This window comes from Amycolatopsis iheyensis, assembly GCF_024703995.1.
GTDB lineage: Bacteria > Actinomycetota > Actinomycetes > Mycobacteriales > Pseudonocardiaceae > Amycolatopsis > Amycolatopsis iheyensis.
In genome coordinates, this window is sequence record NZ_JAMXQV010000021.1 from 95,024 (window position 1) to 119,522 (window position 24,499).

The 24,499-nt window shown below is 72.4% G+C and carries 22 protein-coding genes; 17 read left to right on the forward strand and 5 right to left on the reverse strand.

Translation table 11 applies throughout. The features are described from left to right. Positions 1–97 precede the first annotated feature (97 nt). From M8542_RS33880 to M8542_RS33925, 11 genes are all read left to right on the forward strand, one after another. On the forward strand, positions 98–1,603 hold the full coding sequence (locus tag M8542_RS33880) for a phage tail sheath subtilisin-like domain-containing protein (RefSeq protein WP_257924383.1): 1,506 nt from the start codon (positions 98–100) through the stop codon (positions 1,601–1,603). Then, positions 1,600–2,064: a phage tail protein gene (locus tag M8542_RS33885; protein ID WP_257924384.1), complete on the forward strand. Its 465-nt coding sequence runs from the start codon at positions 1,600–1,602 to the stop codon at positions 2,062–2,064. The genes M8542_RS33880 and M8542_RS33885 overlap by 4 nt, the downstream gene beginning before the upstream one ends. A 27-nt stretch (positions 2,065–2,091) precedes the next feature. Then, positions 2,092–2,562, forward strand: a complete 471-nt coding sequence (locus M8542_RS33890) for a phage tail protein (RefSeq protein WP_257924385.1) — start codon at positions 2,092–2,094, stop codon at positions 2,560–2,562. Beyond that, the gene (locus tag M8542_RS33895) at positions 2,562–2,954 is read left to right on the forward strand and encodes a phage tail assembly protein (RefSeq protein ID WP_257924386.1); all 393 of its coding nucleotides are present in this window, start codon (positions 2,562–2,564) and stop codon (positions 2,952–2,954) included. The genes M8542_RS33890 and M8542_RS33895 overlap by 1 nt, the downstream gene beginning before the upstream one ends. Next, positions 2,951–3,112, forward strand: a complete 162-nt coding sequence (locus M8542_RS50445; RefSeq protein ID WP_308210312.1) for a DUF6760 family protein — start codon at positions 2,951–2,953, stop codon at positions 3,110–3,112. Before M8542_RS33895 ends, M8542_RS50445 begins: the two co-directional genes overlap by 4 nt. A 794-nt stretch (positions 3,113–3,906) precedes the next feature. Beyond that, positions 3,907–5,181, forward strand: a complete 1,275-nt coding sequence (locus tag M8542_RS33900) for an eCIS core domain-containing protein (protein ID WP_257924387.1) — start codon at positions 3,907–3,909, stop codon at positions 5,179–5,181. Continuing rightward, positions 5,175–5,687: a phage tail protein gene (locus tag M8542_RS33905; protein ID WP_257924388.1), complete on the forward strand. Its 513-nt coding sequence runs from the start codon at positions 5,175–5,177 to the stop codon at positions 5,685–5,687. The genes M8542_RS33900 and M8542_RS33905 overlap by 7 nt, the downstream gene beginning before the upstream one ends. Beyond that, on the forward strand, positions 5,684–6,763 hold the full coding sequence (locus tag M8542_RS33910) for a phage tail protein (RefSeq protein WP_257924389.1): 1,080 nt from the start codon (positions 5,684–5,686) through the stop codon (positions 6,761–6,763). The genes M8542_RS33905 and M8542_RS33910 overlap by 4 nt, the downstream gene beginning before the upstream one ends. Then, entirely contained in the window at positions 6,760–8,640 is a 1,881-nt protein-coding gene (locus M8542_RS50450; RefSeq protein ID WP_257924390.1) for a phage baseplate assembly protein V, read from the forward strand. Before M8542_RS33910 ends, M8542_RS50450 begins: the two co-directional genes overlap by 4 nt. 8 nt (positions 8,641–8,648) lie before the next feature. Next, a complete protein-coding gene (locus tag M8542_RS33920) occupies positions 8,649–9,041 on the forward strand; it encodes a GPW/gp25 family protein (RefSeq protein ID WP_257924391.1) in 393 nt (130 codons plus the stop codon). Next, positions 9,041–10,972 carry a putative baseplate assembly protein gene (locus M8542_RS33925; RefSeq protein ID WP_257924392.1) on the forward strand — a complete coding sequence of 644 codons (1,932 nt, stop codon included), beginning with the start codon at positions 9,041–9,043 and terminating at the stop codon, positions 10,970–10,972. The genes M8542_RS33920 and M8542_RS33925 overlap by 1 nt, the downstream gene beginning before the upstream one ends. Positions 10,973–11,577: 605 nt before the next feature. Here M8542_RS33925 and M8542_RS33930 read toward each other — a convergent pair. Beyond that, a complete protein-coding gene (locus tag M8542_RS33930; protein WP_257924393.1) occupies positions 11,578–11,829 on the reverse strand; it encodes a hypothetical protein in 252 nt (83 codons plus the stop codon). 90 nt (positions 11,830–11,919) lie between these two features. On the opposite strand from M8542_RS33930, the gene M8542_RS33935 reads away from it, so the two are divergent. Both M8542_RS33935 and M8542_RS33940 read left to right on the forward strand, forming a co-directional pair. Next, on the forward strand, positions 11,920–12,546 hold the full coding sequence (locus M8542_RS33935; protein ID WP_257924394.1) for a discoidin domain-containing protein: 627 nt from the start codon (positions 11,920–11,922) through the stop codon (positions 12,544–12,546). Between the two features lie 19 nt (positions 12,547–12,565). Further along, entirely contained in the window at positions 12,566–13,096 is a 531-nt protein-coding gene (locus M8542_RS33940) for a phage tail protein I (RefSeq protein ID WP_257924395.1), read from the forward strand. Positions 13,097–13,253: 157 nt separating this feature from the next. On the opposite strand, the gene M8542_RS33945 is transcribed toward M8542_RS33940, so the two are convergent. Beyond that, a complete protein-coding gene (locus M8542_RS33945) occupies positions 13,254–15,464 on the reverse strand; it encodes a choice-of-anchor D domain-containing protein (RefSeq protein ID WP_257924396.1) in 2,211 nt (736 codons plus the stop codon). 181 nt (positions 15,465–15,645) lie between these two features. On the opposite strand from M8542_RS33945, the gene M8542_RS33950 reads away from it, so the two are divergent. Together M8542_RS33950 and M8542_RS33955 are read left to right on the forward strand one after the other, a co-directional pair. Then, positions 15,646–16,923, forward strand: a complete 1,278-nt coding sequence (locus M8542_RS33950; RefSeq protein ID WP_257924397.1) for a COG1470 family protein — start codon at positions 15,646–15,648, stop codon at positions 16,921–16,923. Between the two features lie 137 nt (positions 16,924–17,060). After that, positions 17,061–17,687, forward strand: a complete 627-nt coding sequence (locus M8542_RS33955; protein WP_257924398.1) for a helix-turn-helix transcriptional regulator — start codon at positions 17,061–17,063, stop codon at positions 17,685–17,687. 5 nt (positions 17,688–17,692) lie between these two features. Here the strand turns inward: M8542_RS33955 and M8542_RS33960 are convergent, their stop codons facing one another. Both M8542_RS33960 and M8542_RS33965 read right to left on the reverse strand, forming a co-directional pair. Next, complete coding sequence (locus tag M8542_RS33960; RefSeq protein ID WP_257924399.1) at positions 17,693–19,147, reverse strand: CHAP domain-containing protein; 1,455 nt, start codon at positions 19,145–19,147, stop codon at positions 17,693–17,695. A gap of 116 nt (positions 19,148–19,263) precedes the next feature. Then, positions 19,264–19,632 carry a CBU_0592 family membrane protein gene (locus tag M8542_RS33965; RefSeq protein ID WP_257924400.1) on the reverse strand — a complete coding sequence of 123 codons (369 nt, stop codon included), beginning with the start codon at positions 19,630–19,632 and terminating at the stop codon, positions 19,264–19,266. A gap of 72 nt (positions 19,633–19,704) precedes the next feature. On the opposite strand from M8542_RS33965, the gene M8542_RS33970 reads away from it, so the two are divergent. Together M8542_RS33970 and M8542_RS33975 are read left to right on the forward strand one after the other, a co-directional pair. Beyond that, positions 19,705–20,640, forward strand: a complete 936-nt coding sequence (locus M8542_RS33970) for a LysR family transcriptional regulator (RefSeq protein ID WP_257924401.1) — start codon at positions 19,705–19,707, stop codon at positions 20,638–20,640. Between the two features lie 75 nt (positions 20,641–20,715). Further along, positions 20,716–22,224, forward strand: coding sequence for a nucleobase:cation symporter-2 family protein (locus tag M8542_RS33975; protein WP_257924402.1), 1,509 nt, complete (start codon positions 20,716–20,718; stop codon positions 22,222–22,224). Here M8542_RS33975 and M8542_RS33980 read toward each other — a convergent pair. Beyond that, positions 22,191–24,422 (reverse strand): ATP-binding protein, encoded by a 2,232-nt coding sequence (locus M8542_RS33980; RefSeq protein ID WP_257924403.1) that lies wholly within the window; start codon positions 24,420–24,422, stop codon positions 22,191–22,193. The two genes, M8542_RS33975 and M8542_RS33980, sit on opposite strands and share 34 nt — an antisense overlap. Between the last annotated feature and the right edge of the window lie 77 nt (positions 24,423–24,499).

A 24,499-nucleotide genomic window follows, 5' to 3' on the forward strand; every position in this document is an offset into this window, starting at 1 on the left:
CCGATCGGGCAACCCGGTGTGCCCCACCGCCCGTGGTGCGGCGCGGGCGGTGGCGCGCACAGTGATCGGGAAGCCGAATCGTCCCCATGGAGGCGCCATGCCGTCGTACCTGTCACCGGGTGTCTACGTCGAAGAGGTGTCATCCGGTTCGAAGCCGATCGAAGGCGTCGGCACGGCCGTCGCCGCGTTCGTCGGCTTCGCCGCGAAGGGACCGCTGGACGAACCGGTCCTGGTCACCAACTGGACCCAGTTCACCCAGAACTTCGGGCAGTTCACCGAAGGCGCGTACCTCCCGCACGCCGTCTACGCCTACTTCGCGAACGGGGGCGGAGCCGCCTATATCGTCCGGGTGGGCGGCTCGGCGAACGGGACGCAAGACACGGCCGCTGCCGGCACTGAACTGCCCAGCGAGGGCGCCGGCCGGCCACTCGTCGTCCGCGCGCTGGAGGCCGGGCACGCAGTGAGCGTCGAGGTCCAGGAGGCGACCGAAAGCGCCGACGAGACGTTCAAGCTCGTCGTCCGGGCCGGCGGCGACGAAGAGGTCTACGACAACGTGAGCACGCGCCGGGGCGCCTCGAACGTCGCGGCCGCCCTGCGGAAGTCCAAATTGGTCACCGTGGAAGAGGTGAAGGGCGCCGCGCTCGCCACGCCGTCGAAGAACACCCGCACGGTGGTCGAAGCGACGTCTTCGGGCGCGCTGAGCGCCGACGACTACATCGGCGACCCGGACGAGCGGACTGGCTTCGGCGGTCTGGAAGCGATCGACGACGTCACCATGCTGTGCGTGCCCGACCTGATGACGGCCTACGAGTCCGGCCGGCTCGACATGGACGGTGTCAAGGCCGTGCAGCTGGCCATGATCGCCCACTGCGAGCTGATGGCCGACCGGGTCGCCATCCTCGATCCCCCGCCGGGGCTGCGTCCCCAGCAGGTCGCGCAGTGGCGGCTGGAGGTCGCCGGCTACGACTCCAAGTACGCCACGCTGTACTGGCCGTGGGTCAAGGTCGGCGACCCGCGCACCGGCAAGCCGGTGCTGCTGCCGCCGAGCGGGCACGTGGCCGGCGTGTGGGCGCGCAACGACGACACCCGCGGCGTGCACAAGGCGCCCGCCAACGAAGTGCTGCGCGGCGTGGTCGAGCTGCAGTCCGGGCTCACCCGGGGCGAGCACGACCGGCTCAACCCGATCGGCGTCAACTGCCTCCGGTTCTTCCCCGGCCAGGGCATCCGCGTGTGGGGCGCGCGCACGCTGTCCAGCGACGCGGAATGGCGCTACCTCAACGTCCGGCGGCTGTTCAACTACATCGAGAAGTCCGTGCTCACCGGGACCAGCTGGGTGGTGTTCGAGCCGAACGACCACTTCCTGTGGCACTCGGTCGAGCGGATCATCAGCATGTTCCTGCGGCGGATCTGGCGCAGCGGGGCGCTGTTCGGCCAGACGCCGGAAGAGGCGTTCTACGTCAAATGCGACGAGGAGAACAACCCGCCGGAGAACCGGGACGCCGGGATCCTCACCGTGGACATCGGCGTCGCGCCGGTGAAGCCCGCGGAGTTCGTGGTGTTCCGGCTGTCGCAGTACTCCGAGGGCGCGGAGCTGAAGGAATGACGACCGCCCGCCACGGCGGCATCCCCGCTCCCCCGGTGCTGAGCGCGCCCCGGTTCGTCGTCACCTGCGAGGGCTGGACCACCGGGCTGGGGTTTTCGAAGCTCGGCAGCCTGCAGTCCGAAGTGGAGTTCCAGGAGTACTCGTACAACAGCCGGGTCGGGAACGTCCACACGAAACAGTTCGGCCGGTCGAAGCCGCCGTCGATCGTGCTGGAGCGTGCCCTGGACAGCGCCGGGTTCGCCCAGCTCTACGGCTGGCACCTGCTGGCCAGGATGAACAACCCGCTGGCGAAGCTGCCCGCGTCGTTCGACATCCTGACGAAGTCCGGTGAACCGGTGCTCGCCTGCCTGCTGGAGAACGCCTGGTGCCAGAAGCTGGAGGTCGAGCAGACCCAGGCGGACGCCTCCGCGGTCTCGATGATGAAGGCGACGATCGTCTGCGACGGCATCGTCCAGCTCTGAAACCCCCGCACACAAGGAGTCCTGCTCATGACATCCGGCGTCGCAAGCCAGTCCCAGGTCGTCACGGCGGCCAGCTTCGTGGTCGAGTTCACCGGCTCGCCGATCGGGCGGATGGCGTTCTCCGAGCTCGGCGGGATCACGTCCAAAGTGGCGTCCCAGGAGTACATCTTCAGCGACGCCACCGGGAAGGTGAACCACACCAAGCAGTTCGGCAAGACCGAGCCGCCGACGATCACCCTCAAGCGCGGTCTCGACCAGGCCGGCAGCAACGCGATCCTCGCCTGGCACGCGTTCGCCCGCGGCGGGGACACGCGCGCGAGGTGCCCGGGGACGCTCACCGTGTTCGACGCGGGCGGCACCCAGCAGGCGATGTACCTGCTCGAGGGCGCCTGGGTCTCGGAGGTCAACATCACCAGCGTCAAGGCGGGCACCTCGGACGTCGCGATGATCGAATGCAAGATCACCTGCGAGTCGATCTCCGGCCGGGGCAACGGCTGATGACGCTCGCACCCGAAGCGGGGCTGCGCACCGAGTACCCGTTCACCCTGCCGCGAGGTTTCGTCGACGAGCGCGGCGTGCTGCACCGCGACGGCGTCATGCGGCTGGCGACCGCACGCGACGAGATCGCGACGCAGACCGACCCCCGGGTCCGCCAGAACCCGGCGTACCTGACGGTGTTGCTGCTGGAGCGCACGCTGACCCGGCTGGGTTCGCTGGCGGTGGTGGACAGCCTCGTGGTCGAGTGCCTGTTCGCGTCGGACCTGGCGTTCCTGCAGGACTTGTACCGCCGGATCAACCAGAGCGGCCACACGGAGGTCGACGTGACGTGTCCCCGGTGCCGCCACGACTTCGCCGTCGACGTGGCCGGTGATGCGCCGGGGGGATCCTGACGTACACGGCTGACCGGCTCTGGAAGGAAGTCGTGTACGTGGCTTACTACCTGCATTGGCCGCCCGGGGAAATCCTCGACCTCGACCACCGCGCCAGGGCGAGGGTGATCGGCGAGATCGGCGGCATCCACAGTGAGATCGGCGTCCCCCGGAGGTGACCATGCGCTGGCCGTTCCGCCGCGATCGCACGTCTCGGTCCGTTCCGGTGCCTCGGCGGCACTGGGCGAGGCTGCCCGGGCTCGACACCGCGGGTGGGCGCCGGCCGCCGGTGCTCAGCCCGCTGCACGAGGTGCCGCCGGTCGCCGGGGCCCGGCGGCTCGTTTCCGGGCCACCGCAGGCTGACGGTCTTGCCGCGCCCTACGCCGGAGAGGATCCCGTGGCCGCGGCGCTGTCGGTTGCCCGGCGACCGCAGCCCGGGCTGGGCAGCAGGCCGAGCGCCGGCGAGGAACTCGTGGAAGCGACGCTGCCAACTGCCGAACCACCGCAGCCCGAACCCGGCAGCAGGCCGAGCCTCGCTGCCCTTTCCGCCGGAATGGAGCCCGCGGTCGCGGTACCGCCACCGGTCTCCGAGCCACCGCAGCCCGAGCACAGCAGCGGACCAACCCCCGCCCCGGCCGCCGGCGTGGAACCCGCGATCGCAGCACCGCCAACGGTGCCCGAACGACCGCAACTCGAGCACACCAGCAGACCAGCCCCCGGAGAGAAACCGGCGATCCCACCACCGCCAACCGTCCTTGGACCACCGCACCCCGAGCACACCAGCGGACCAACCCCCGCCGCCGGCGTGGAACCCGCGATCGCAGCACCGCCAACCGTCCCCGGACGACCGCGACTCGAGCACACCAGCCGACCTACCCCCACCGCCGGAGCGGACCCCGCGATCGCAACGCCGCCAACGATTCCCGGACCACCGCACCCCGAGCACACCAGCGGACCAGCCCCCGCCGCCGGAGTGGAGCCCGCAATCGCGGTTGCCGGACCACCGCAGCCCGAGCACCACAGCGAACCAGGCCGGGTCACCGGCCTGGCCACCCTCGCCGAGCCGTCGTCCGCCGCGGAAGAACCCGTGGCCACGCCGCCGCAACCACCGCTCGTGCTGCGTCACGCGCCGGCGGTTCCGGCCGCGGTCTCGCGTCCGGTCCTGACCACGGTGACACCGACGTCGGTCGGCGAACCGGTCGAGCCCGCCCAGCCGTTCCGGAGTGTCACCGAGGTCGAGCGGATCTTCGCCGAGTACCAGGCGAACGACGTCGCCGGGCTGGCCGCCCTCACCGGCTTCACCTCGGTCGCGGACCCGCCGCCGGCCACCCCGGCACCCGAGCCACAACCGGAGGTCCGCCGGTTGCGGCGGCCGACGCTCGGGCAGGCCCGCCGGCTCGCCCGCACCGCGAACCCCGACCGGGAGCAGGCAACAGGTGAGAACACACCGGCGCCCCCGGGACCGGCCGAAAACCACGCCATCGCCGATCACGGCGGGCCGACCACGCCCGACACCGATGCCGTTTCCGCCGCGCCGATTCCCACCGGGCTGCTCACCACACCCCCGGCCAGTCTCTCGGCAAACAAACCAGCCACCCCGCAGCCCGACCACACCACCGACACGGTGCCCGGCACGATCGCGGCCACCTTCCGGACCCAGTTCGGCGTCGACGTCGCCGACGTGCCGGTCCGGCGCGGACGGGCCGTGAGCGCGCAAGCGGCGACCCTGTCCGCGCGCGCCTTCACCACAGCCGGAGAAGTCTTCCTCCCCGACGAGGCCGACGCCCTCACCACAGTGGACGCCGGCGGGCTCCTCGTGCACGAACTGACCCACGTGGCGCAGCAGCGGCTGCTCGGCCCGGCCGTGCCGCCCGAAGCGTCCGCCGACGGCGCCGAACTCGAGCGTCGCGCGCTCGCGGCCGAACAGTGGGCACGCGGCGAAAACGCCCCACCCGACGCCCTGGTGCCGGAAACGATGACCGCGGAGGCCGGGCAACCACCCGAAGTCATGCGGGCCGAAGCAGTTTCGTGGTCGTTGCCCAGCGAGGCCCCCGCCGAAGCCCCGGACGACAGCGAGCTGGTCGCACGCCTGGACCGCCTCGACGAGACCGTCGCCGAGCTGGCCAAGCAGGACCGGGAGCCCGCCGAAGCGCTCGCCGACCGCCTCTACCACCGCCTGCGGCACCGGCTGCGCGGTGAGCTCCTCGTCGACCGCGAGCGGCGGGGCACGCTCGCCGACCGGTGGTGAGGACGGCCGTGGTCTCCTTCCCGAAACCGAACGTCCGCACCCCGGGCCGGGCCGCGGCGACGCTGACCGGCCAGGTCGGCATGAGCCACCACTTCGTGATCCAGATCGACCACGGGCGCTACGACTTCGGGCAGTGGACGAAGGCGTCCGGGCTGGGGGTCAGCTGGACACCGCACCGCTACCGCGCCGGCAACACCACCGCGGAGGTGATCCAGCCCGCCGTGCCGGCCTACACCACGATCAGCCTTTCGCGCGCCGCCTGCGCGGATTCCGCCGTCGTGCAGAAGTGGCTGGTCACCGTGGTGCGGAGCCGGCAGCTGCTCAGCGGCGCCGTCTCGCTGATCGACTTCACCGGCCTGCCGGTGATCAGCTGGAAGCTCAAGGAGTTCTTCCCGATCGGCTGGCGGATCGGCGAGTTCGACTCCGGCGGCAGCCGGCCGGTCCTGGAAACGCTCGAACTCGCCCACGGCGGGTTCCTGGACGACGAGGTGCGCAAACCGTGGTGACCCAGCAGCTCCGGGCCAACGTCGCGCGGGCCGTCGGCGTCCGGCCGGGCGCCGACACGAAGAAGCCGGCCGAGCGCTACGGCATGACCATGTGGTTCAACGTGATCGTCCCCGACCTCGACGGCGGCGGGACGTCACTGGGCCTGTGGTCGGGCTGTTCCGGGCTCGAGGTGAACTTCACCCCGGAAGGCCCCCTCGACGAGGGCGGCAACTACGACTCGCCCCGCTACCTCCCGGGCAGGATCACTTACAAGCCGCTGACCCTGGACCGGGCCATGACGGTGAGCGGGTCGACGAAGGTCCGGCAATGGCTGCAGCGGCAGGCCGCCGAGTGGCGCGACGGACGCGGCGCCGAGGAGGACCGGCCGCCGATCACCATCCAGCTGTTCAGCGGGCTGAGCCCGGGTGACGAACTGATCCACACGTGGACCCTGCGGAACGCGATCCCGGTCGCGTGGTCGGTGCCGACGCTGTCGAGCGGCACCGGCGGCGGCATTGCCATCGAGAAGCTTTCCTTCGTGCACAACGGTTTCCTGAACGCCACGCAGAGCGGACCACGCATCGGCGGGCACCGCACCGGCGAGCGCGCCCGGCTGCGGATCGCCGAGAGCACCCAGCCGGACGCCGCGGTCACCTTCTACTGCAGCCCGGGGAAGTTCACCCTCAGCCAGGCGCGACAGGTGAAGCTCAAGGACGGGCAGAGCATCAACGACGGGTCGAAGGTCGTCGACGACGACGCGCTCAGCGTGACGCTCAACGACCTGCTCCTCGAAGGAACCCGGGCCGTGAAGGCCGGGATCACCACGCTCAAGAAGTGGCTCCAGCCCCTGCCCGGCCCGCCGGTGAGCCCGGGCGTGCCACCGGCCGCCCCCAAGGAAGGCACCCCGCCCGGTTCCCCGGAAAGCAAGCGCGCGGAAGCGAGCTTCACCCCCCTCACCCTCTCCCTCGGCGCCACGGTCGCTTACCTGCCTGCCAAGGTCGTGCTCAAGAGCATCACCGTGAACTTCACCCGCTTCACCCCGGACGGCACGCCGAGCCGGGCCACCGTTTCGCTGGTGCTGCAGGAGAAGACGTGAACCTCACCTGGTGGCAGGCCGACAACCTGGTGCAGCCGTCCATCCACATCGGACCGGCGAAGCGGCCGCTGCCCGCGGACGTCGCCCGCTCGGTGCTGCGCGTCACCGTCGACACCCACCTGCACCTGCCGGACATGTTCGAGATCACGGTCACCGACCGCGCGGCGAGCGCGCACGCGGTGCGGGTGCTGGCGATCGGGACCGAGGTGGCCATCGGCGGCGCGGCGCCCGGCCGCCCGGAAGACCCGCGGCTGCTGATGAGCGGCGAGGTGACCGCGATCGAAGCCGAGTACGCCGCCACCGCGTCGATCGTCTTCCGCGGTTACGCCGAGGACCACCGGCTGCAACGCGCCAAGCGCACCAGGACATTCCTCGACGCGACCGACGCGGACATCGCGCGCAAGATCGCCACCGAAGCCGGGCTGCCGCTCGGTGTCATCGAGCCGACCCGGGTGACCCACCGGCACGTCGGCCAGGTGAACCAGACCGACTGGGACTTCCTCGTCGGGCGGGCGGCCGCCATCGGCTACCACGTCGGGGTCACGGCCGGCCGGTTCGAGTTCCGGCCGGCCGCCGAGCGGAGCAAGCCGGTCACGCTGGAGCTCGGCGAGAACCTGGTCTCCTTCTCCGCCCGGATCACCGCCGGGAACCTCGCGCCGCGGACGGAGGTCCGGGTGTGGGACCCGCTGGCCGCGCGCGTGGTCAGCGAGCACGCGGCGCCCGCGGAGACCACGGCCCGGCTGGCCGACGACCCGGCCGCGGTGGCCTCCCGCTTCGCGGGCGTACAGCCGCACGCTCCCCAGGGGGCCGCCTCCGCGGAGACCACGCCGGCCGGCCCGGCCTCCCGCCTCGCAGGCACCAAGCCGTCCGCAACCTTCGGGCCCGCGCCCGCCGAGCCGGCGACCGTCGTCTCCGACCGGCCACTGGCCTGGGGCGCGGCGATCGGCGCGGCAGCGAAGCAGGCCGCGGCCGGGCTGTCCGAGCGGATGTCCGACACGTTCGCCGAAGCCGTCGGCGAAGCGATCGGCGACCCGTGGCTCACCGCCGGGCGGATGGCGCTGGTGCGCGGGGTCGCCGGCCCGTTCGCGGGCACCTGGCTGCTCACCCGCGCGCGGCACGAGTTCGGCTCCGGCACCTACCGGACCACGTTCGAGGTCAGCGGCCGGCACGACCGGTCGCTGCTCGGGCTGGCCGCGGGAGGCCACGACGGCGTCGAGCGGATTCCCGGTGTCGTCTGCGGGATCGTCAGCGACCTCAACGACCCGCTGCGCAAGGGCCGCGTGAAGGTGGTCCTCCCCTGGCTCTCGCCGGGTTACGAGTCCGACTGGGCCTGCCCGGTGCAGGTGGGCGCCGGGGCGGCGAGCGGCACCGTCTTCCTGCCGGAGGTCGGCGACGAGGTGCTGGTCGGCTTCGAGTTCGGCGATCCGCGGCGGCCGTACGTGCTCGGCGGGATCGTCAACGACCATAGCCGCGCCGACCTGGGCGGCGAAGCGGTGCGGACCGAAGGCGCCACCGCGTCGGTAGTGCGCCGGGGCATCGTCGCCCCGTCGGGCTCGCGGCTGCTCTTCCATGACGGCCCTCCCGCCGTCTCCCAGGTCGAGCTCGGCACCGGGACCGGCGACCTCACGCTGAAGATCGACCAGCGGGCGGGCACCGTGCTGCTGCGCTGCGACCCCCGGCCACCCGGCAGCGACGCGGCCGCCGGGCGGCTGACCATCGAATGCGGCCCCGCCGGGACGATCGACCTGCGCGCCGGGCCGGGCGGGACGGTCACGGTCGACGGTGGCGCCCGGCTCAACCTCAAGGCCCAGGCCGCGATCGCCATCGAAAGCGCCGGGGTGGTCGAGATCAAGGGAAACCCGATCAAGCTGAACTGAGGTGTCCGATGAGCGACAGCGGCATCGCCTTCCCCGTCGGCTTCACGCCGTGGGGCACCATCGCCGTGGCCGAGCGGGTGCGCAAGGTCGAGCAGGCCATGCGGCTGGTCCTGCTGACCTACCCCGGCGAACGGGCACGCCGGCCGGACTTCGGCTCCCGGCTGCGCGACTTCGTGTTCGAACCGGTGACCTCGGGCACCGCGGCGCGGCTCGCGGCCGAAGTGCGCCGGGCCCTGGGCGAGTGGGAGCGGCGCGCCGAGGTGCTCGCCGTCGACGTGGTCCCGGACGAGGCCCGGCCCGGCCTGCTGCACATCGTGATCGGTTACCGGCTGGCCGGCGCCGACGAACTCCGCGAGCTCGAGCTGCCGTTCCACGCGCTCCCGGAGGGTGGGGTTTCCTGATGCCGCTGCCGACGCCCGACCTCGACGACCGCCGCTACGCCGACCTGGTCCGCGACGCGCTGCGGCTGGTGCGCCGGTCCTGTCCGGAGTGGACGGACCACACCGCGGCCGACCCCGGGGTGACGCTGGTGGAAGCGTTCGCGGCGATGACCGAGCAGCTGCTGTCCCGGCTGAACCGGGTGCCCGACCGGCTGCACGTCAAGTTCCTCGACCTGATCGGGCTCCGGCTGGTGCCGCCGACACCGGCGCGCGTGCCCCTGACGTTCTGGCTGTCCAGCCCGGCGAAGGCGGCGGTGACGGTCCCGCGCGGGACGGAGGCGGGCACCGCGCGCACCGAGGCGGCCGAGCCGGTCGTCTTCACCACCACCGAGACACTGACGCTGTCGCCGTGTTCGGTGACCGCGGTGCGCACGCGGGAAAGCGGTGCCGCGGAAAGCGCCGGCCGGGCCGCTTCCGGCGAGTTCCCGGCGTTTTCCCAGCCGCCGCGGGCCGGGGACGAGCTGCTGGTGGGTCTCGACCGCGCGGCACCCGGCTGCGCCGTGCGGCTCGACTTCACCGGCCGGACCGAAGGGCTCGGGGTCGCGCCGGCCGATCCGCCGCTGGCGTGGGAAGCGTGGACCGGTGACGGCTGGGCGCCGTGCGCGGTCGGCAGCGACACCACCGGCGGCCTCAACCGCGACGGCGCGGTGGTCGTGCACGTACCGGCCGGGCACCGCACGGACCTGGTCGACGGCGCGCTCGCCGGGTGGCTGCGGGCCCGGGTGCTCGCAGCCGGGGAAGGCCGGTCGTACTACACCGCGTCGCCGGTGGTCGGGCGGCTCGGCGCGAGCACGGTCGGCGGCACCGTCGACGCGGTGCACGCGGAACTGGTCTTCGACGAGGTGCTCGGCGCCGCCACCGGTGTCGCGGGCCAGGTGTTCGCGGTGCGCACGCGCCCCTTGCTGGCCGGGCTTGGCAGCCCGGTGGTTGAGGTCGGCACCGACGACGGCTGGCAGGAGTGGACCGAAGTGGACGACTTCGCCGACAGCGGCCCGGAAGACCGGCACTTCCGGCTCGACGCGGCCCTCGGCGAGGTCTCCTTCGGCCCGGTCGTGCGCGAGTCGGACGGCGGCCTGCGGTGGCACGGCGCGGTGCCGGCCGAGGGTGCGGCCGTCCGCCTGAGCGGCCACGCGACCGGCGGCGGTTCGGCGGGCAACCTGCCGCGTTCGGCGATCAGCGTGCTGAAGTCGTCGGTGCCGTTCGTGTCCGCCGTCGAAAACCGCGAGGCCGCACACGGCGGCACCGACGGCGAGACGCTCGAGGAGGCCCGCGGCCGCGCTCCCCTGCTGTTGCGGACCCGCGCCCGCGCCGTCACGGCGGAAGACTACGAAGCGCTGGCCGCGCAAGCGGTTCCGGAGGCCGCGCGGGTGCGGTGCGTCGCCGCCGGCGGGGTGGTCAAGGTGCTCGTCGTCCCGGTGGCGGCCCAGGAGTCCGGGCGGATCGCGTTCGCGGACCTGGTGCCGCCGCCCGCGTTGCTGGACCGGCTCGCGCGGAAGCTCGACGAGGTCCGGTTGATCGGCACCCGCGTCTCGGTCGAGCCGCCGCGCTACCGCGGCGTGACGGTGGTGGCCCGCCTGACCGCGCGGCCGCGAGCCGACCGGCGGCAGGCGCACGACGACGCGCTCGACGCGCTGTACCGGTACCTGAACCCGCTCCCCGGCGGCGGGCCTGACGGCCAAGGCTGGCCGTTCGGGCGTTCGGTGCGCACCGGCGACGTCTACGGCGTGCTGCAGGCCGTCCGCGGCGTGGAGTTCGTCGAGGACGTGCGTCTGTTCACCGCCGACCCGGTGCTCGGCGAGCGCGGCTCGGAGCAGCAGAACGTCACGGTCGAGCCGGACAGCTTGATTTTCTCGTTCGACCACCAGGTGCGCGTGGAGGAACACGGATGCTGATCTGCGGAGGTTGCGGGCACCACAACGCGGACCGGGACACCTTTTGCGGCGCCTGCGGGCAGTTCCTCGAATGGGACGGTAAGCGGGTCAAGGTCGAGGTTGCGCCTGAGGTGGTGAAACAGGCCGAGGCAGAGGCGGAGGCGAGGCCTGGGTTTCTGACGCGGCTGCAGCGTGCGGCGCAGGAGCTGGCCGGTGGGCCGCCGTTGCCTGGGCTGGAAGGTGCGAAGAAGCCTGCGCCGGGTGGGGGCGGTGGGGTGGCGGGTGGTGCTTCGGGACCGCCGCCGGGGATGCCGCCCGGGCTCCCACCGGGGATGCCACCCGGCATGCCGCCCGGGATGCCGCCAGGCATGCCACCGGGCCCACCGCCCGGGATGCCCCCGGGAATGCCGCCAGGCATGCCCCCGGGCGCACCACCTGGGAAGCCGCCGGGGATGCCTCCGGGTCTGCCGCCTGGCATGCCTCCCGGGATGCCCGCGGGCTTACCGCCCGGCCTTCCTCCGGGCCCCTCGGCGGGCATGGCGGCTCTGCCCGGCGATCCAGCCGATTTCCCCGGCTCACCGGGTGGTTCGGCGGATCTGCCGGATTCCCCGGCGGACTTGCCCGGCCTACGAGGACCGGCCGGCCTCCCCGACCACCCGGCCGACCTGCCCGACCACCCCGACCCACGAGTGCCCGCCGACCTCCCCACCGGTCTGGAACGCCACCTCGCGGTACCGGTCGTCGAGACCGAACCCGCCGAACTCACGCCCCAGCCCGCGCGAGTCCGAACCACCCCGATAACCAGGACTCCACCGAAGACACGCCCACGACCGGGCGAACTCATCTGCGGCGAGTGCGGCGAGGGGAACCCGGCGCACCGCAAGTTCTGCCGGCGCTGCGGCGACTCACTCGCCACCGCCGTCGTCGCCCGGCGACCGTGGTGGCGGCGGATCCTGCCGCACCATCGGGTGCGGAAGGCGGGGAGCCGCCCGTCTCGGCCGGGCGACGGGCGGGGCCGGCGCGCCGCGACCACCGCCGTCCGGCGGGTCCGGGCCGCGGTCGGGGTGGCCGTGCTGGTGGGCGGGCTCGTCGTCGGGTTCTACCCGCCGGCGCGGACTGCCGCCCTGCACCAGCTGGACGCGCTCCGCCAGCGGGTCCTCGACCTCGCCGGGACCGCGCTCGGTCCGGTTCGTCCGGCCACTGTGGACGGTCCCGTCGCCGCGCCGGACCACCCGCCCAAGGCCGTCTTCGACACGTTCAAGAACACCTACTGGACCGCGGTGTGGGCGGAGGGGGCCAAGCCGGCGCTGGTCGTGCGGCTGGGCAGCCCGGTGGCGCTGCGCAAGGTCATCGTGACCAACGGGGCGAGCGACGCGTTCGCCGCGCACGCCCGGCCCGCCACCCTCGAATTCTCCTACTCCAACGAGAAGTCCGACATCGTCGCGGTGGCGGACAGCCCGCAGCCGCAGGAGCTGACGCTGGCCAACGCGGTCGGCGTCACCGGGCTGAAGATCACCGTGCTCGCCGTCCACCCGGCGCAGGACGCCAAGGACCTCGCCCTTTCCGAGCTCGAACTGTTCGGCGTCGGCGGCTGACGCAGAAAGGAGCGGCACCATGCGCGGCACCCCGTCCGGGCTCGGCACCCCGAGCCCGCTGGGCGCGACCCTGCCCGCGGTGTTCCAGGACGACGCCGTGGTGATGCTGCTCGCCGACGCGCTCGACCAGGTGCTGGCCCCGGTGTTCGCCGTGCTCGACTGCCTGCCGGGCTACCTGGATCCGGCGCTGGCTCCCGACGACTTCCTCGCCTGGCTGGCGGGGTGGGTCGGCACCGAGCTGGACCCGGCTTGGCCGGCGGCCCGGCGCCGGGCTGTGGTCGCCGCAGCGGCCGGGCTGCACCGCGTCCGCGGCACGGTGGCCGGCCTGCGCGCCCACCTGGAGACGGCGACCGGTGGCCGCGTCGAAATCACCGACAGCGGCGGGACGGCGTGGTCGCCGACGCCGACCGGCCCCGCCGAGGAGCGGGCACCCGAACTGACCGTCGTGGTGACCGGCGGTTCGCTGGACGCCGCCGCGGTCGACGCGCTCGTCGCCGCGGCCAAGCCCGCGCACGTCCGGCACCACGTCGAGGTCACCGACGCGACGTGAACCCCGGCGGCGGTCAGCAGCACGTCGACCGCGGCCGCCACCACCGCCAAGCCCACGCACCACGTCGAGGTCACCGACGCGACGTGAACCCCGGCGGCGGTCAGCGGCAGCTCCACCGCGGCCACCACCACCGCCAAGCCCACGCACCACGTCGAGGTCACCGACGCGACGTGAACCCCGGCGGCTGATACGTACCCGGCTGGACCAGCACCGACGTCCGCGCAGTCAGCGGCACGTCGACCGCGGTCGCCACCAGCGGCACCGTGCCGACATCGGTGTGCGCCGGCACGAGCACGGCCGTGCCGAACACTCCGGCCGGATCCGTGCGCGCGACCGTCGTGACCCCGCCGAAGAGCACAGTCAGCTCGCGCGAGACAGGGAACCCGGCACCGGCCACCTGGATGACGCGACGCGGCCTCGCCACCGCCGGCGACGCGGTCACCGTCGGCGTGTTTCCCTCATCCCGCAACGGAACCATCCGGGAAAGCTCCGGCGGCGACGCGCGCACCAGCAACGCCGCGGTCCGCGGTCCCGCGCCGCGTGGGGTGGCCGCCACCTCGACCGTGCAGGAGCCGCCCGGCGCCAGCGTGGTGTGCGCGCACGTCGTCGCCGTGACGCGGAAGTCCTCGGCGGCGAACCGGGGGCCGGCGGCGATCGAGACGTCGCCGAGTGCGATCGGCACCCCGCCGGTGCTGCCGATCCGGACCGTCCGGGACCCGGCCGGAGACAGCGCGGGCACCGGACCGCCGAAGCCGAGTGACGCCGGTTCGGCGGTCAGCCCGCCGAGCGGCTCCCCCGCGTTCCCGGTGAGTGCCACCGAGACCGGCGTCCCACCCGCCACGATCCGCAGCTCCGCGTCCTTCCGGCCCGGCGACGCCGGCCGGAAGGAGACCGCCACCAGGCACGACCCGGTTTCGTACAGGGTGGCGCCGGCGCACGTCTGGGCAGTGACCGTGAAGTCCGGCCCCGCCACCGTCACCTCCCCCACGGCGAGCGGGCCGAAACCACTGTGCTGCAACGAGAGAGTGCGGTCGGCGGGCTCCCCCGCCGTGACCGCGCCGAAGTCGGTGGCGGGCGCGGTGAGCGTGGGCCGGAACGCCCGCGCGAACACCGCGCCCGCGCAGCACCCGGGCCGCCCCGCGACCAGATCGTCGGCGGCGGAGGCGAACACCGCCACCGAGCCGTCGCCGGACAGCGCGGGCCCGGAACTCGGGCCGTCAGCCGGGCACGTGCCACAGGCACCGGCCGACGGGGACGCAAGTTCGTCGGGCAGGCGATCGAGACCGGCGCTCTCCCGCTCGGTGTCCACGATCAGATCGCGCACGACGACGGCGCCCGCGCTCAGGCCCGTCAGGTACCGCCCGTCCGCCGACAGCGCCGGCGAGCCGACGACGGCCGCGACCCGGACTCGCGGCGGCGAACCGCGTTCGACGGTGACCACCCGGGTCGTGCCGTCCGGTGCCCGCTGCTCGAACGCGATCAGCCGGCCGTCACCGGAGACCGACGGGCGCGAGGCGTCACCGGACGCGGGGACGTCGACGCGGCTCGTCGCGGCGGTGGCGATGTCATACTCCCACACCGAAGTCGTCCGGTTCGGACAGTCGCAAGAGGCCTGGCTGAAGGCGACGAGGGCGCCGTCGGCGGATACTCGAGGCCGGTCTCCCGGCGCCGGCCGCACGTACGCCGTCCGGTCGGGCGGAGTCAGGCGACCCGCCGGGTCTTTCGCGAGCCGCGCCACGACGACGGCCCGCGGCTCGCCCGGCATCGTCTCGGTCCAGGCGACGGTCGTGCCGTCGCCGGAGATGTCCGGCTGCTCGTCGAGGTTCGCGTCCGGGCGTCCCAGCGGCACGTACCGGTAGTCCATCCCGCCGTCGGGGCGGAGTTCGTCGAAGACGCCGTCACCGTCCGGATCGCGGTCGGCGACGACGATGTGCGGCCGGAAGCCGTCGTAGCCGTCGGGGATGTTGGTCGCGGCGGTTTCGAAGGCGACGTACCGGCCGTCGGCCGAAATGGCCGCGTGCCCGCTGTCGCCGTTGGGCGCGGCTTCGAAAGCCGAGGCCGAGAACGCGGCGAAGGAGTAAATCGGGTAACCGCGGCTGATCAGCACGGTGCGGCCGGGTGCCCACCGGTCCCGGACGTACACATCGGACAGTTCGTCCGTCGTGACGAGCGGGTCCAAGGCGTCGCGGGAACTGAACGCCACGTACCGGCCGCTCGCCGACACGGCCGGGTCGGCGCCGGTCCCGGAAACGCCGTTGTCCGCGACGGAAAGCACCTCCGTGCCGCCCGGGGACACCGCACCCCACGCGGCCACCTGCCCGGCGGCCAACGCGCTCGCCACCACGAGCGCGACCGATCGGCGTGTCATCGTGCGCACCGGAGCGCTCCCCTCGACGGTGGCTCCGATGCTATTCCCGCGGGCGGCGCCGCGAGGGCACCCGTTCCCGCCGCCGGGCCCGGTTGCGTTGCCCCATCGGGTAAGCGCGGCTGCCCGCGCCGGTACCCGCGCACTTCTGGGGTGGCGCCCCGCACGCGGCGAGACTGGCCGCATGCCATCCACTGTGTCCTTCACCGGCGACGAGCTCTCCGTCGCGCCGGGCGAGACGGTGACGTGCGAGGTGACCGTCACCAACACCGGTCAGCTGGTCGACCGCTTCACCTTCGCCGTGGTCGGCGCCCCGGCGGTCTGGAGCGCGGTCGAGCCCGAAGCGGCCAACCTGATGCCGGGCACCTCGGCCACGATCACGCTCACGTTTTCGCCGCCGCGTGCGCCGGAGGCGGTGTCGGGCGCGCACCACTTCGGCGTTCGCGCCGAATCCCGCGAAGATCCCGAAGGCTCGACGGTGGAGGAAGGCACGCTCACGATCGAGCCGTTCAGCCGGATCGTCAGCGAGCTGGTGCCGATCAAGCGGCGGGCCCGCCGCAAGGCGAAGTACCGCCTCGCGGTCGACAACCTGGGCAACACCGACACCGTGGTCGAGGTCTTCGCCGAGGATCCGGCCGGCGATCTGGTGCTGCACGCGGATCCGGCGTTCGCCCGCACCGCGCCGGGCACCGCCACCTTCTTCACCGTGAAAGCGTTGCCGCGCAAACGCTTTCTTCGTGGTCAGCCGCGCATCCTGCCGTTCAGGGTGTTCACCAAGGCGGCCGACGAGGACCCGCGCGCCGAGGACGCGATCCTCGAACAGGAGCAGCTCGTCCCGAAGTGGCTGCTACCGGCGTTGGTGGCGCTGGTCGCACTGCTGGGCGCGGCGATCGCGTTCTGGTTCGCCGTCCTCAAGCCCGCGGTCGTGTCGGTGGCCACCGAGCAGGCCCGGCAACAGGTCGACCGGGCGGAAGGCGCGGCCGTGCGCGCGGCCGACTCGGCGAAGGTCGCCAACGCCGCCGCGCAGGAAGCCAACGGCGGCACCGGCGCCGGGAAGCCGCCGGCGAACCCCGCCGGAGCCACCGCGAGCCGGCCACCCGCCACGACTCCGGCCGCCGGGGCCGACCCGCTCAGCTTCCGCCTGCAGGCGGAAGCGAACCCGGTGACCGACGGTTCGTTCAAGGAATTCACTTACCAGGTGCCGGATGGGAAAGTTCTCGACATCGGCGACCTGGTGTTGCAGAACCCCAGGGGCGACACCGGGATCATGCGGATCGTACTGGGCCGGGACGTCGTTCTGGAGACCGGCCTGGCCAACTTCCGGGACCTGGACTACCACTACCTCGATCCACTGCGCGCGACCGCCGGCGCACCGGTGGTCGTCTCGGTGAGCTGCACGACACCCGGGGCCGGGGCGACGCAGTGCACGCCGTCGGTGTCGTTCTCCGGCAAGCTCGGCTGATCGCTTCGGCGCACTGGCGTGGATCGCTTGGCGCGTCCGGGATCCACGTGGTGGCACTAGGGCTGCTCCCTAGTGCTTCCGGGCGCGGTCCTGGTGCATGGTTCAGGGGCGCCGTCACCAGCGACCCGGAGGTAGCCATGGGAGCCCGAGTACCGGTCTACGCCTTCGCCGCGGACCCGATCTCCCGCGCCGGGCTGGAAAGCCAGCTGCGCTTCCAGCCGTCGGTGACCCTGGTGCCGGAGGAGCGGCTGGCGGAAGCGGCGGTGGCGGTGGTCGCGGCCGAGACCGTGGACGACGCCACGTTGCGCGTGCTGGCGGACCTCAAGCGGCGCGGGTTCGCCCGGCTGGTGTTGCTGGTCAACACGGTGCACGACAGCGACCTGCTCAAGGTGATCGAAGCGGGTGTCTGCGCGCTCATCCGCCGCACCGAGGTCACCGCGGCAAGCCTGGCGGCGCTGGTCGAGAAGGCGGCGTGCGGCGAGGCGACGCTGCCGTCGGACGTGCTGGCCAAGCTGCTCACGCAGGTGTCGAGGTTGCAGTCCGACGTGCTCGCCCCCCGCGGCCTCCGCCTGGCCGGCCTGACCGACCGCGAGGCGGCGATCCTGACGCTCGTGGCCGACGGCCTCGACACCGGCGAGATCGCCTCCGAGCTCAGTTATTCGGTGCGCACGGTCAAGAACGCCCTCCACGACGTGAGCGTCCGGTTCCAGCTGCGCAACCGATCCCACGCGGTGGCCTTCGCCCTGCGGGAAGGCCTCATCTGAGCCGGTCAGCTCCCGGCGGGAAACTCCTCGGCCGTCTGGTCGTCGACGCCCACCGCAGCCGCTCCCGGCCCAGCGGACGCGCGATGTCCGGCGGAGATCGTCCACGTGCTTCCTGACGGAAACCCTTGGAGCACCGTGCCGTCCACGGGTGTGGCGAGAAGGTGGTCGCGGTTGTCGAGCGTCGCCTGGTTGACCATGACCACGTTCGCGCCCGAGAACCCGGGCAGCGCGCCGTGGTTGTACAGCCGCAGCGCGGCACCACCGGCAACCCGGTAGACGATCCCGGTTTCGGCCGAGCCCAGCCAGGTCCCGTCGGCGGGCACGGACCGCATGTGGTCCAGGGTCGCGAGCGAGTCGAAGTTGACGTCGACGACACGTCCGCCGTCGAACCCGGGAAGGGCGCCCCAGTTGAACAACCGGACCGGCGCGCCGCCGGCGAACCGGTAGATCCCGCTGCCACCCGCCTCGACGATGCTGATGTAGGCACCGTCGGCGGGCACCGGTGCCATGTGGTCCAGGTTGACGAGCGACTGGAAGTTGACGTCCACGACGCGACCGCCGTCGAACCCGGGAAGGGCGCCCCAGTTGAACAACCGGACCGGCGCACCCCCGACGAACCGGTAGACCCCGCTACCCCCGGCTTCGACGATGTTGATGTACGCGCCGTCCGCTGGCACCGGCCGCATGTGGTCCAGCACCACCAGCGACTGGAAGTTGATGCCGTAAGCGCGGCTTCCGTCGAACCCGGGAAGGGCGCCCCAGTTGAACAACCGCACGGGCGCGCCCCCGACGAACCGGTAGATCCCGCTGCCACCCGCCTCGACGATGTTCACGTACGCCCCGTCGGCCGGGTAGGCGGGCATCTGATCGATCACCTGCTGGTGCACCATGGTCGTCACCGAGCCGCTGAAACCGGGTACCACGCCTTGGTTGTAGAGCCGGATCGGCGCACCACCGACCACCCGGTAGACGACACCGGTCTCGATCGAGCCGAGGAAGGCGCCGTCGGCGAACCCGGCACCTCCGATGTCCCGCGCGTGGATGTAGTGGAACGCCGAGACGGCGACCCTGCGTTCGCCGTAGGTGCCGGTGTAGCCGTAGTTGTAGTCCTCGACCGTGACAGTGCCATCACCATTGACGGCCTCGACCCAGGCAACGTGCGTGGCCGACTCCGCGATGGCACCCACCGCAGGGGTGCCGTTCACGGCGTACCCGCGGGCGGCGAACCAGGAATGCCACGTCCCGCCGTTGCCGATCCCGCGCGGCATCTCGAACCCGTTGCGCGCGTGCAGGCGCCACGCCACGAAACTCGTGCACTCCCGGTTCTTGTAGCCCCACGAGTCCGACGTCGAGTCCTGGGCTGCGCTCCGCCACGGCGACGGGTAGTCATCCGTCCAGGCCGAGGCGGCCGGAGCGACCCCGACGACGGCGAGAACCGCGACCACCAGCGCAAGCAACATTCGTCCTCGACCCACGACACCCTCCACCTCGCCACGAAGCCAGACCCAAGCCGAGTCGCTCGGTGCCGGGGAGAACGCACAGCGCGGACGGTGATTCAGCCGATCGGACCAGGCCGTCAGCCAACCGGCTCGGCCACGGGCTCCCCCAGCGCAGCGGCATACTGCGGCACTCCGACCTCGACCGGCGCGCAAACCCGGTCACGCCGGGGGCGCAGCCGCCGCCGCAGCGCGTCCACCACACCCCGCGCGCTGACCAGCGCCAGCACACTGATCAACACCCACACGAAGTTCGCCGCGACAGCGGGCCAAGCGCCGTTCGCGGCGGCCGACACACCCAGCAGGGCGGCACCCGACAGGTTGAGCGTCTGGAACAGGGCCGAGTCCGGCTCGATCACGCGGCGCGAAACCAGGCCGTACGCCGCCGCGGTGCCCAGTGCGCCCACCCACCCGGCCGCGGTGGCGGCCAGGGACATCATTTCCTCCATGCCGCCATCGTGACCGGCGGCGGGGGTGCAGCGCAATCGAAGTTATCTGCTCCGGGGGTTAAGCTCTGCTGAATGCAGATCGATCCCCGCCGCCTCGCCGTCCTGCTCGCCGTGCACCGCGCCGGTGGCGTGCTCGCCGCCGGCGACCTCCTGCACCTGACGCCGTCGGCGGTGTCCCAGCAGATCGCCCGGCTCGAGGAGACGATCGGCGTCGCGGTGCTGGACCGCCAGCCCACCGGCGCCGTCCTGACCCCCGCCGGGCGGGTGCTCGCCGAAGCCGCCGAGCACATCGAGGCCGAGCTGATCGACGCGCGCAAAGCCCTTGCCGCGCTTGCCGAAGACGTCACCGGCACGGTCGTCATCGCCGCGTTCCAGTCGGTCATCCGCACGCTGCTGATCCCGCTCCTGCACCAGCTGCGGGAGCAGTTCCCCGCGCTGGAGGTGGTGATCCGCGAAATGGAAACCCGGAAGGCACTGCAGTCCCTGCGCTCGGGAGCGGTCGACCTGCTCATCCTCGAAGCGGAAAGTCCGGCGAGCCAAGGGAAACCGGCGCGCGGCACCCGCGACGTGCCGGTGCTCGAGGAGCCCTGGCTGGTCGTCCTGCCCACCGGGATGGCGGATCCGGTGAGCACGGCCGACCTCGAACACCACACCTGGCTCGGCGTCGACTCCGAGACCGCGGCCCACGCGGCCACCGAACGCGCCCGCACCGAGTCCGCGCCGCCGCCCGGGCACAGCTACTACGACTACAACGTGGCGCTGTCGATGGTCGCGGGCGGCCTCGGCATCGCCCTCGTGCCCGCGCTCGCGGTGCGGGAAGCCGTGCCGGACGGGGTGAAAGCGGTGTCCCTGGCCGGCCTCGGGACCCGCACCCTCGTCGCCCGCCACCGCACCACCCGCTCCGAACCACGCAAGGAGGTGGTGACCGTCCTCGACGCCATCGTCACCCTCGCCGCCGACCTCGACAGCACGATGGCGTGGACCGCGGAGCCGCCGCACGCGAGCTGAAGACATTGCCGCTGACTGTTTCTTCTTCTGCTATGTGGAAGTTAACCTCCGCAGAACGAAACTTCGGGAGGTCCGATGGCGAAGGGTGACGCGGCGAGCAGGCCCGAGGACGAACGGCTCGGGATCGGCAAAAGCCTCGCGTACGGCATCCAGCACGTCCTGACGATGTACGGCGGCATCATCGCGCCGCCGCTGATCATCGGGAGTGCCGCGGGCGTCTCACCTGCCGAAATCGGGCTGCTCGTGGCGTCGTGCCTGTTCATCGGCGGCCTGGCGACGATCCTGCAGTCCTACGGCGTGCCCTTCTTCGGCTCCCGCCTGCCGCTGGTCCAGGGCACCTCCTTCGCCGGCGTGGCGACGATGACGGCGATCGTGGCCGACGGCGGGCTCCCCGCGGTGTTCGGTTCGGTGATCGTGTCCGCGGTGCTCGGCCTGCTCATCACGCCGGTGTTCTCCCGGCTGGTGAAGTTCTTCCCGCCGGTCGTCACCGGGACGGTGATCACGGTGATCGGGCTCAGCCTGATGCCGGTCGCGGCCCACTGGGCGATGGGCAACGACACCAAGGCGCCGGATTCGGGGTCGATGTCCAACATCGGGCTGGCCGCGCTGACGCTGGTGATCGTGCTGCTGCTCAGCAAGGTCGCCATCCCGGCGGTGTCCCGGCTGTCGATCCTCCTGTCGATCGTGGTGGGCACCGTGCTGGCCGCCCTGCTCGGCAAGGCCGACTTCTCCCAGGTGGGGAACGGCCCGATCTTCGCGGTGCCGACCCCGTTCGGCTTCGGCGCGCCGACGTTCGACATCGCCGCGATCGTGTCGATGTTCATCGTCATCCTGGTGACCCTCACCGAGACCACGGCCGACATCCTCGCGGTGGGCGAAATCGTCGACACGAAGGTCGGCAAGCGCCGGATCGGCGACGGCCTGCGTGCCGACATGGCGTCCTCGGCGATCGCGCCGGTCTTCAACGGCTTCATTCAGAGCGCGTTCGCCCAGAACGTCGGCCTCGTCGCGATCACCGGGGTCCGGAGCCGGTTCGTGGTGACCGCCGGCGGCGGCGTCCTGGTGGTCCTGGGCATGCTCCCGGTGCTGGGCCGGGTGGTCGCCGCCATCCCGTACCCGGTCCTGGGCGGCGCGGGTCTCGTGCTGTTCGGCACGGTCGCGGCGTCCGGCATCAAGACGCTGTCCAAAGTGGACTACAACGGCAACCTCAACCTGGTGATCGTCGCGGCGTCCGTCGGCCTGGGCATGGTCCCGATCGCGGTGCCGGACTTCTACGACCGGTTCCCGTCGTGGGTCGGCACGATCTTCCACTCGGGGATCAGCTCCGCCGCGCTACTGGCGGTCGTGCTGAACCTGGTGTTCAACCACCTGAGGCCGGGCAAGGCGGGCAGCGAGCCATCGGTGTTCGCGACGGCGACCCGGGTGATCGACTACTCCGACCTGAAGGCCCTTTCCCGGCTCGAGAACGGCGACAAGGTCGTCGACGGCAAGATCGTGGACGCCCACGGCCGGCCGGTCCCGGTCCAGGACGCCGACGGACAGCCGGTGCCCTACCGGATCGGCTCCGAGCCGGAAGCGCACTGACCCGGAGAGGAGCGGTCGCGGGCGGCGAGGTCGTCGAGCTGGTGCCGCACGCGGGCAGCGTCGTCGTCGCGGCCTTGTTCCTCATACAGCTGCAACGCCTCGCGCCATGCCTCGCCGGCCCGCTCGTACTGCCCGAGGGCGGCGTGGGGGTGGCCGATCCGGTCGAGGGTATTGGCGACCTGGTAGGTGTGGCCGATGTCCCGCCGCAGGCTGAGCGCGTCGCAGTAGTACTCGATGGCCAGCCGGTGGTGGCCGCTGTGGTGCTCGACGAAACCGAGGCTGTCCAGTGTGGACGATTCGTTGTCGCGGTTGCGGTGGTGACGGCTCAGGGTGAGTGCGGCTTGACAGCGATCGCGTGCGGTGCCGTAGTCCCCCAGCCGCGCGGCGTACCAGCCGACCTCGTTGAGCGCGGCGGCTTCGCCCACGGACTGCTGCAAGCCGCGGTAGAGGTCCAGGGCACGAGAGGCGTGCTCCAGGGCTTGCCGATCATCTCCCCGTCGCCCCCAGGTCAGGGCGAGGATGCGGTGGGCATGAGCTTGCTGGTTGGGATCATCGTGTTGCTCGGCGAGTGCGAGGGCGTGGTGCAGCTGGGCCACGGCGTCGTCGTGGTGTCCCAGCCCGGCGTGCGCACGGCCGAGCGACCGGTAGGCCCGGATGCGGGCGAAGGGATCGGACAGGTGCGGCGCCGCTTCGGCGGCTGCTCGCCAGACGACGAGCCGGTCGTCGCGGTGGCCCCGCAGCGCGTGGAAGCTGTCCAGGCCCCAGGCCAGCCAGAGCACAGTCGAATGCCAGCCGTGCCGGATGGCCGTGTGTTGCGCGGCGAGCAGGCAGACGTGCTCCAGGTCCAGCCAGGTCAGGGCGGCGGGCGCGTCGGCCAACGGGTGAGCGCGCACGCCGGGGCCGAGCGGCTCGAGCTTCACCGGGTCGCCGTGGGGGTAGAGGAGCCGGGCGGCGTCGTGTGCGGTGTGGGTGTAGAAGTCGAGCAGCCTCCGCAGTGCTGACTCGCGAAATCCCTCGGGCAGGTTGTCAGCCGTCCGGGCCGCGTAGCTGCCCACCAGTTCGTGCATGCCGTAACGGCCGCCGGGGGCGCGGTCGACCAGCGACGCGTCGGCCAAGGCGCGCAGCACCGTGTGCGCTTCGCGCTGGGGCAGGTCGGTCAGGGCCGCCGCGGCCGCGAGGCCGGTGGTGGGACCGGGGGCGGTTCCGAGCAGGGCGAACACTGCTCGCTGCTGGTCGGTCAGGTGGCGCAGGGACCAGGACAGCACGGCGGGCAGGCTGGCCGTGGGATCGTCGGAGTCGAACGCGTCCAGGCCGAGATCGCGGAGTTCGGCGACGGTGTCGACCAGCGGAAGGCGTGGGTCGGCGGCGGCACGGGCGGCGATCAGCCCGAGCGCGAGGGGAAACCCGCCGCACAACTGGATCAGCTCCACGACCGCGTCCTCGTCGGCGGCGCGCTCGGGACCGAGGGCGGTGCTCAGGAGAGTGTGGGCCTCGACGTCGGACAACACGTCCAGGTGCACCGGGCGCGCGCCGTAGCGGACGGCCAGACCGTGCAGGTGGTTTCGGCTGGTGACCAGCACGGTGCACTGGTGGCTACCGGGCAGCAGCGGGGCGACCTGCTCGGTCGTCGCGGCGTTGTCCAGCACGATGAGCAGCCGCCGGTCGGCGACCAGGCTCCGGTAGAGGCTGGCGCGGCGGTCCGCGTCGTTCGGCTGGCGGTCCCGGTCGATGCCCAGCGCGTCCAGGAACGCGCCGAGCACGTCGACGGGGCTTGCCGGGCGTCCGGTGGGGCTGAAGGAACGCAGGTCCACGAACAACTGCCCGTCGGGAAACCGGTGCAGGTTCCGGTGGGCCCAGGCCAGCGCCAGCCACGTCTTGCCGATGCCACCGGCACCGCCGATCGCGGAAATGGCCACGATCGGGGATCGCGGCCGCCCACCGGCCAGGGTGGCCGGGCCATCGGTGGCCGCGGAACGCCCGAGGTCCGCCAGGAGGTCGACACGACCCACGAACGAGTGCGGCACCGGAGGCAGCTGCCGCGGCACCGGCCGCGTCGGCCGCGGGGGATGGTGGTGGACGCCACCGGTGATCTTGTGCGCCTGGATCACGGTCCCGGACACCGCGACGGCGGCGACGGCGTTTTCCGCCTCGACGTCCATCTCGGCCGGCGCGTGCTCTTGGCCGTCGTCGATCGTCATCGTCCTCCCCGGTCGCCCGAGCCGCGGTGGGAGGGGACGACACCACGGGCGATCGTCTCATCCTCCGGCCGGAACCC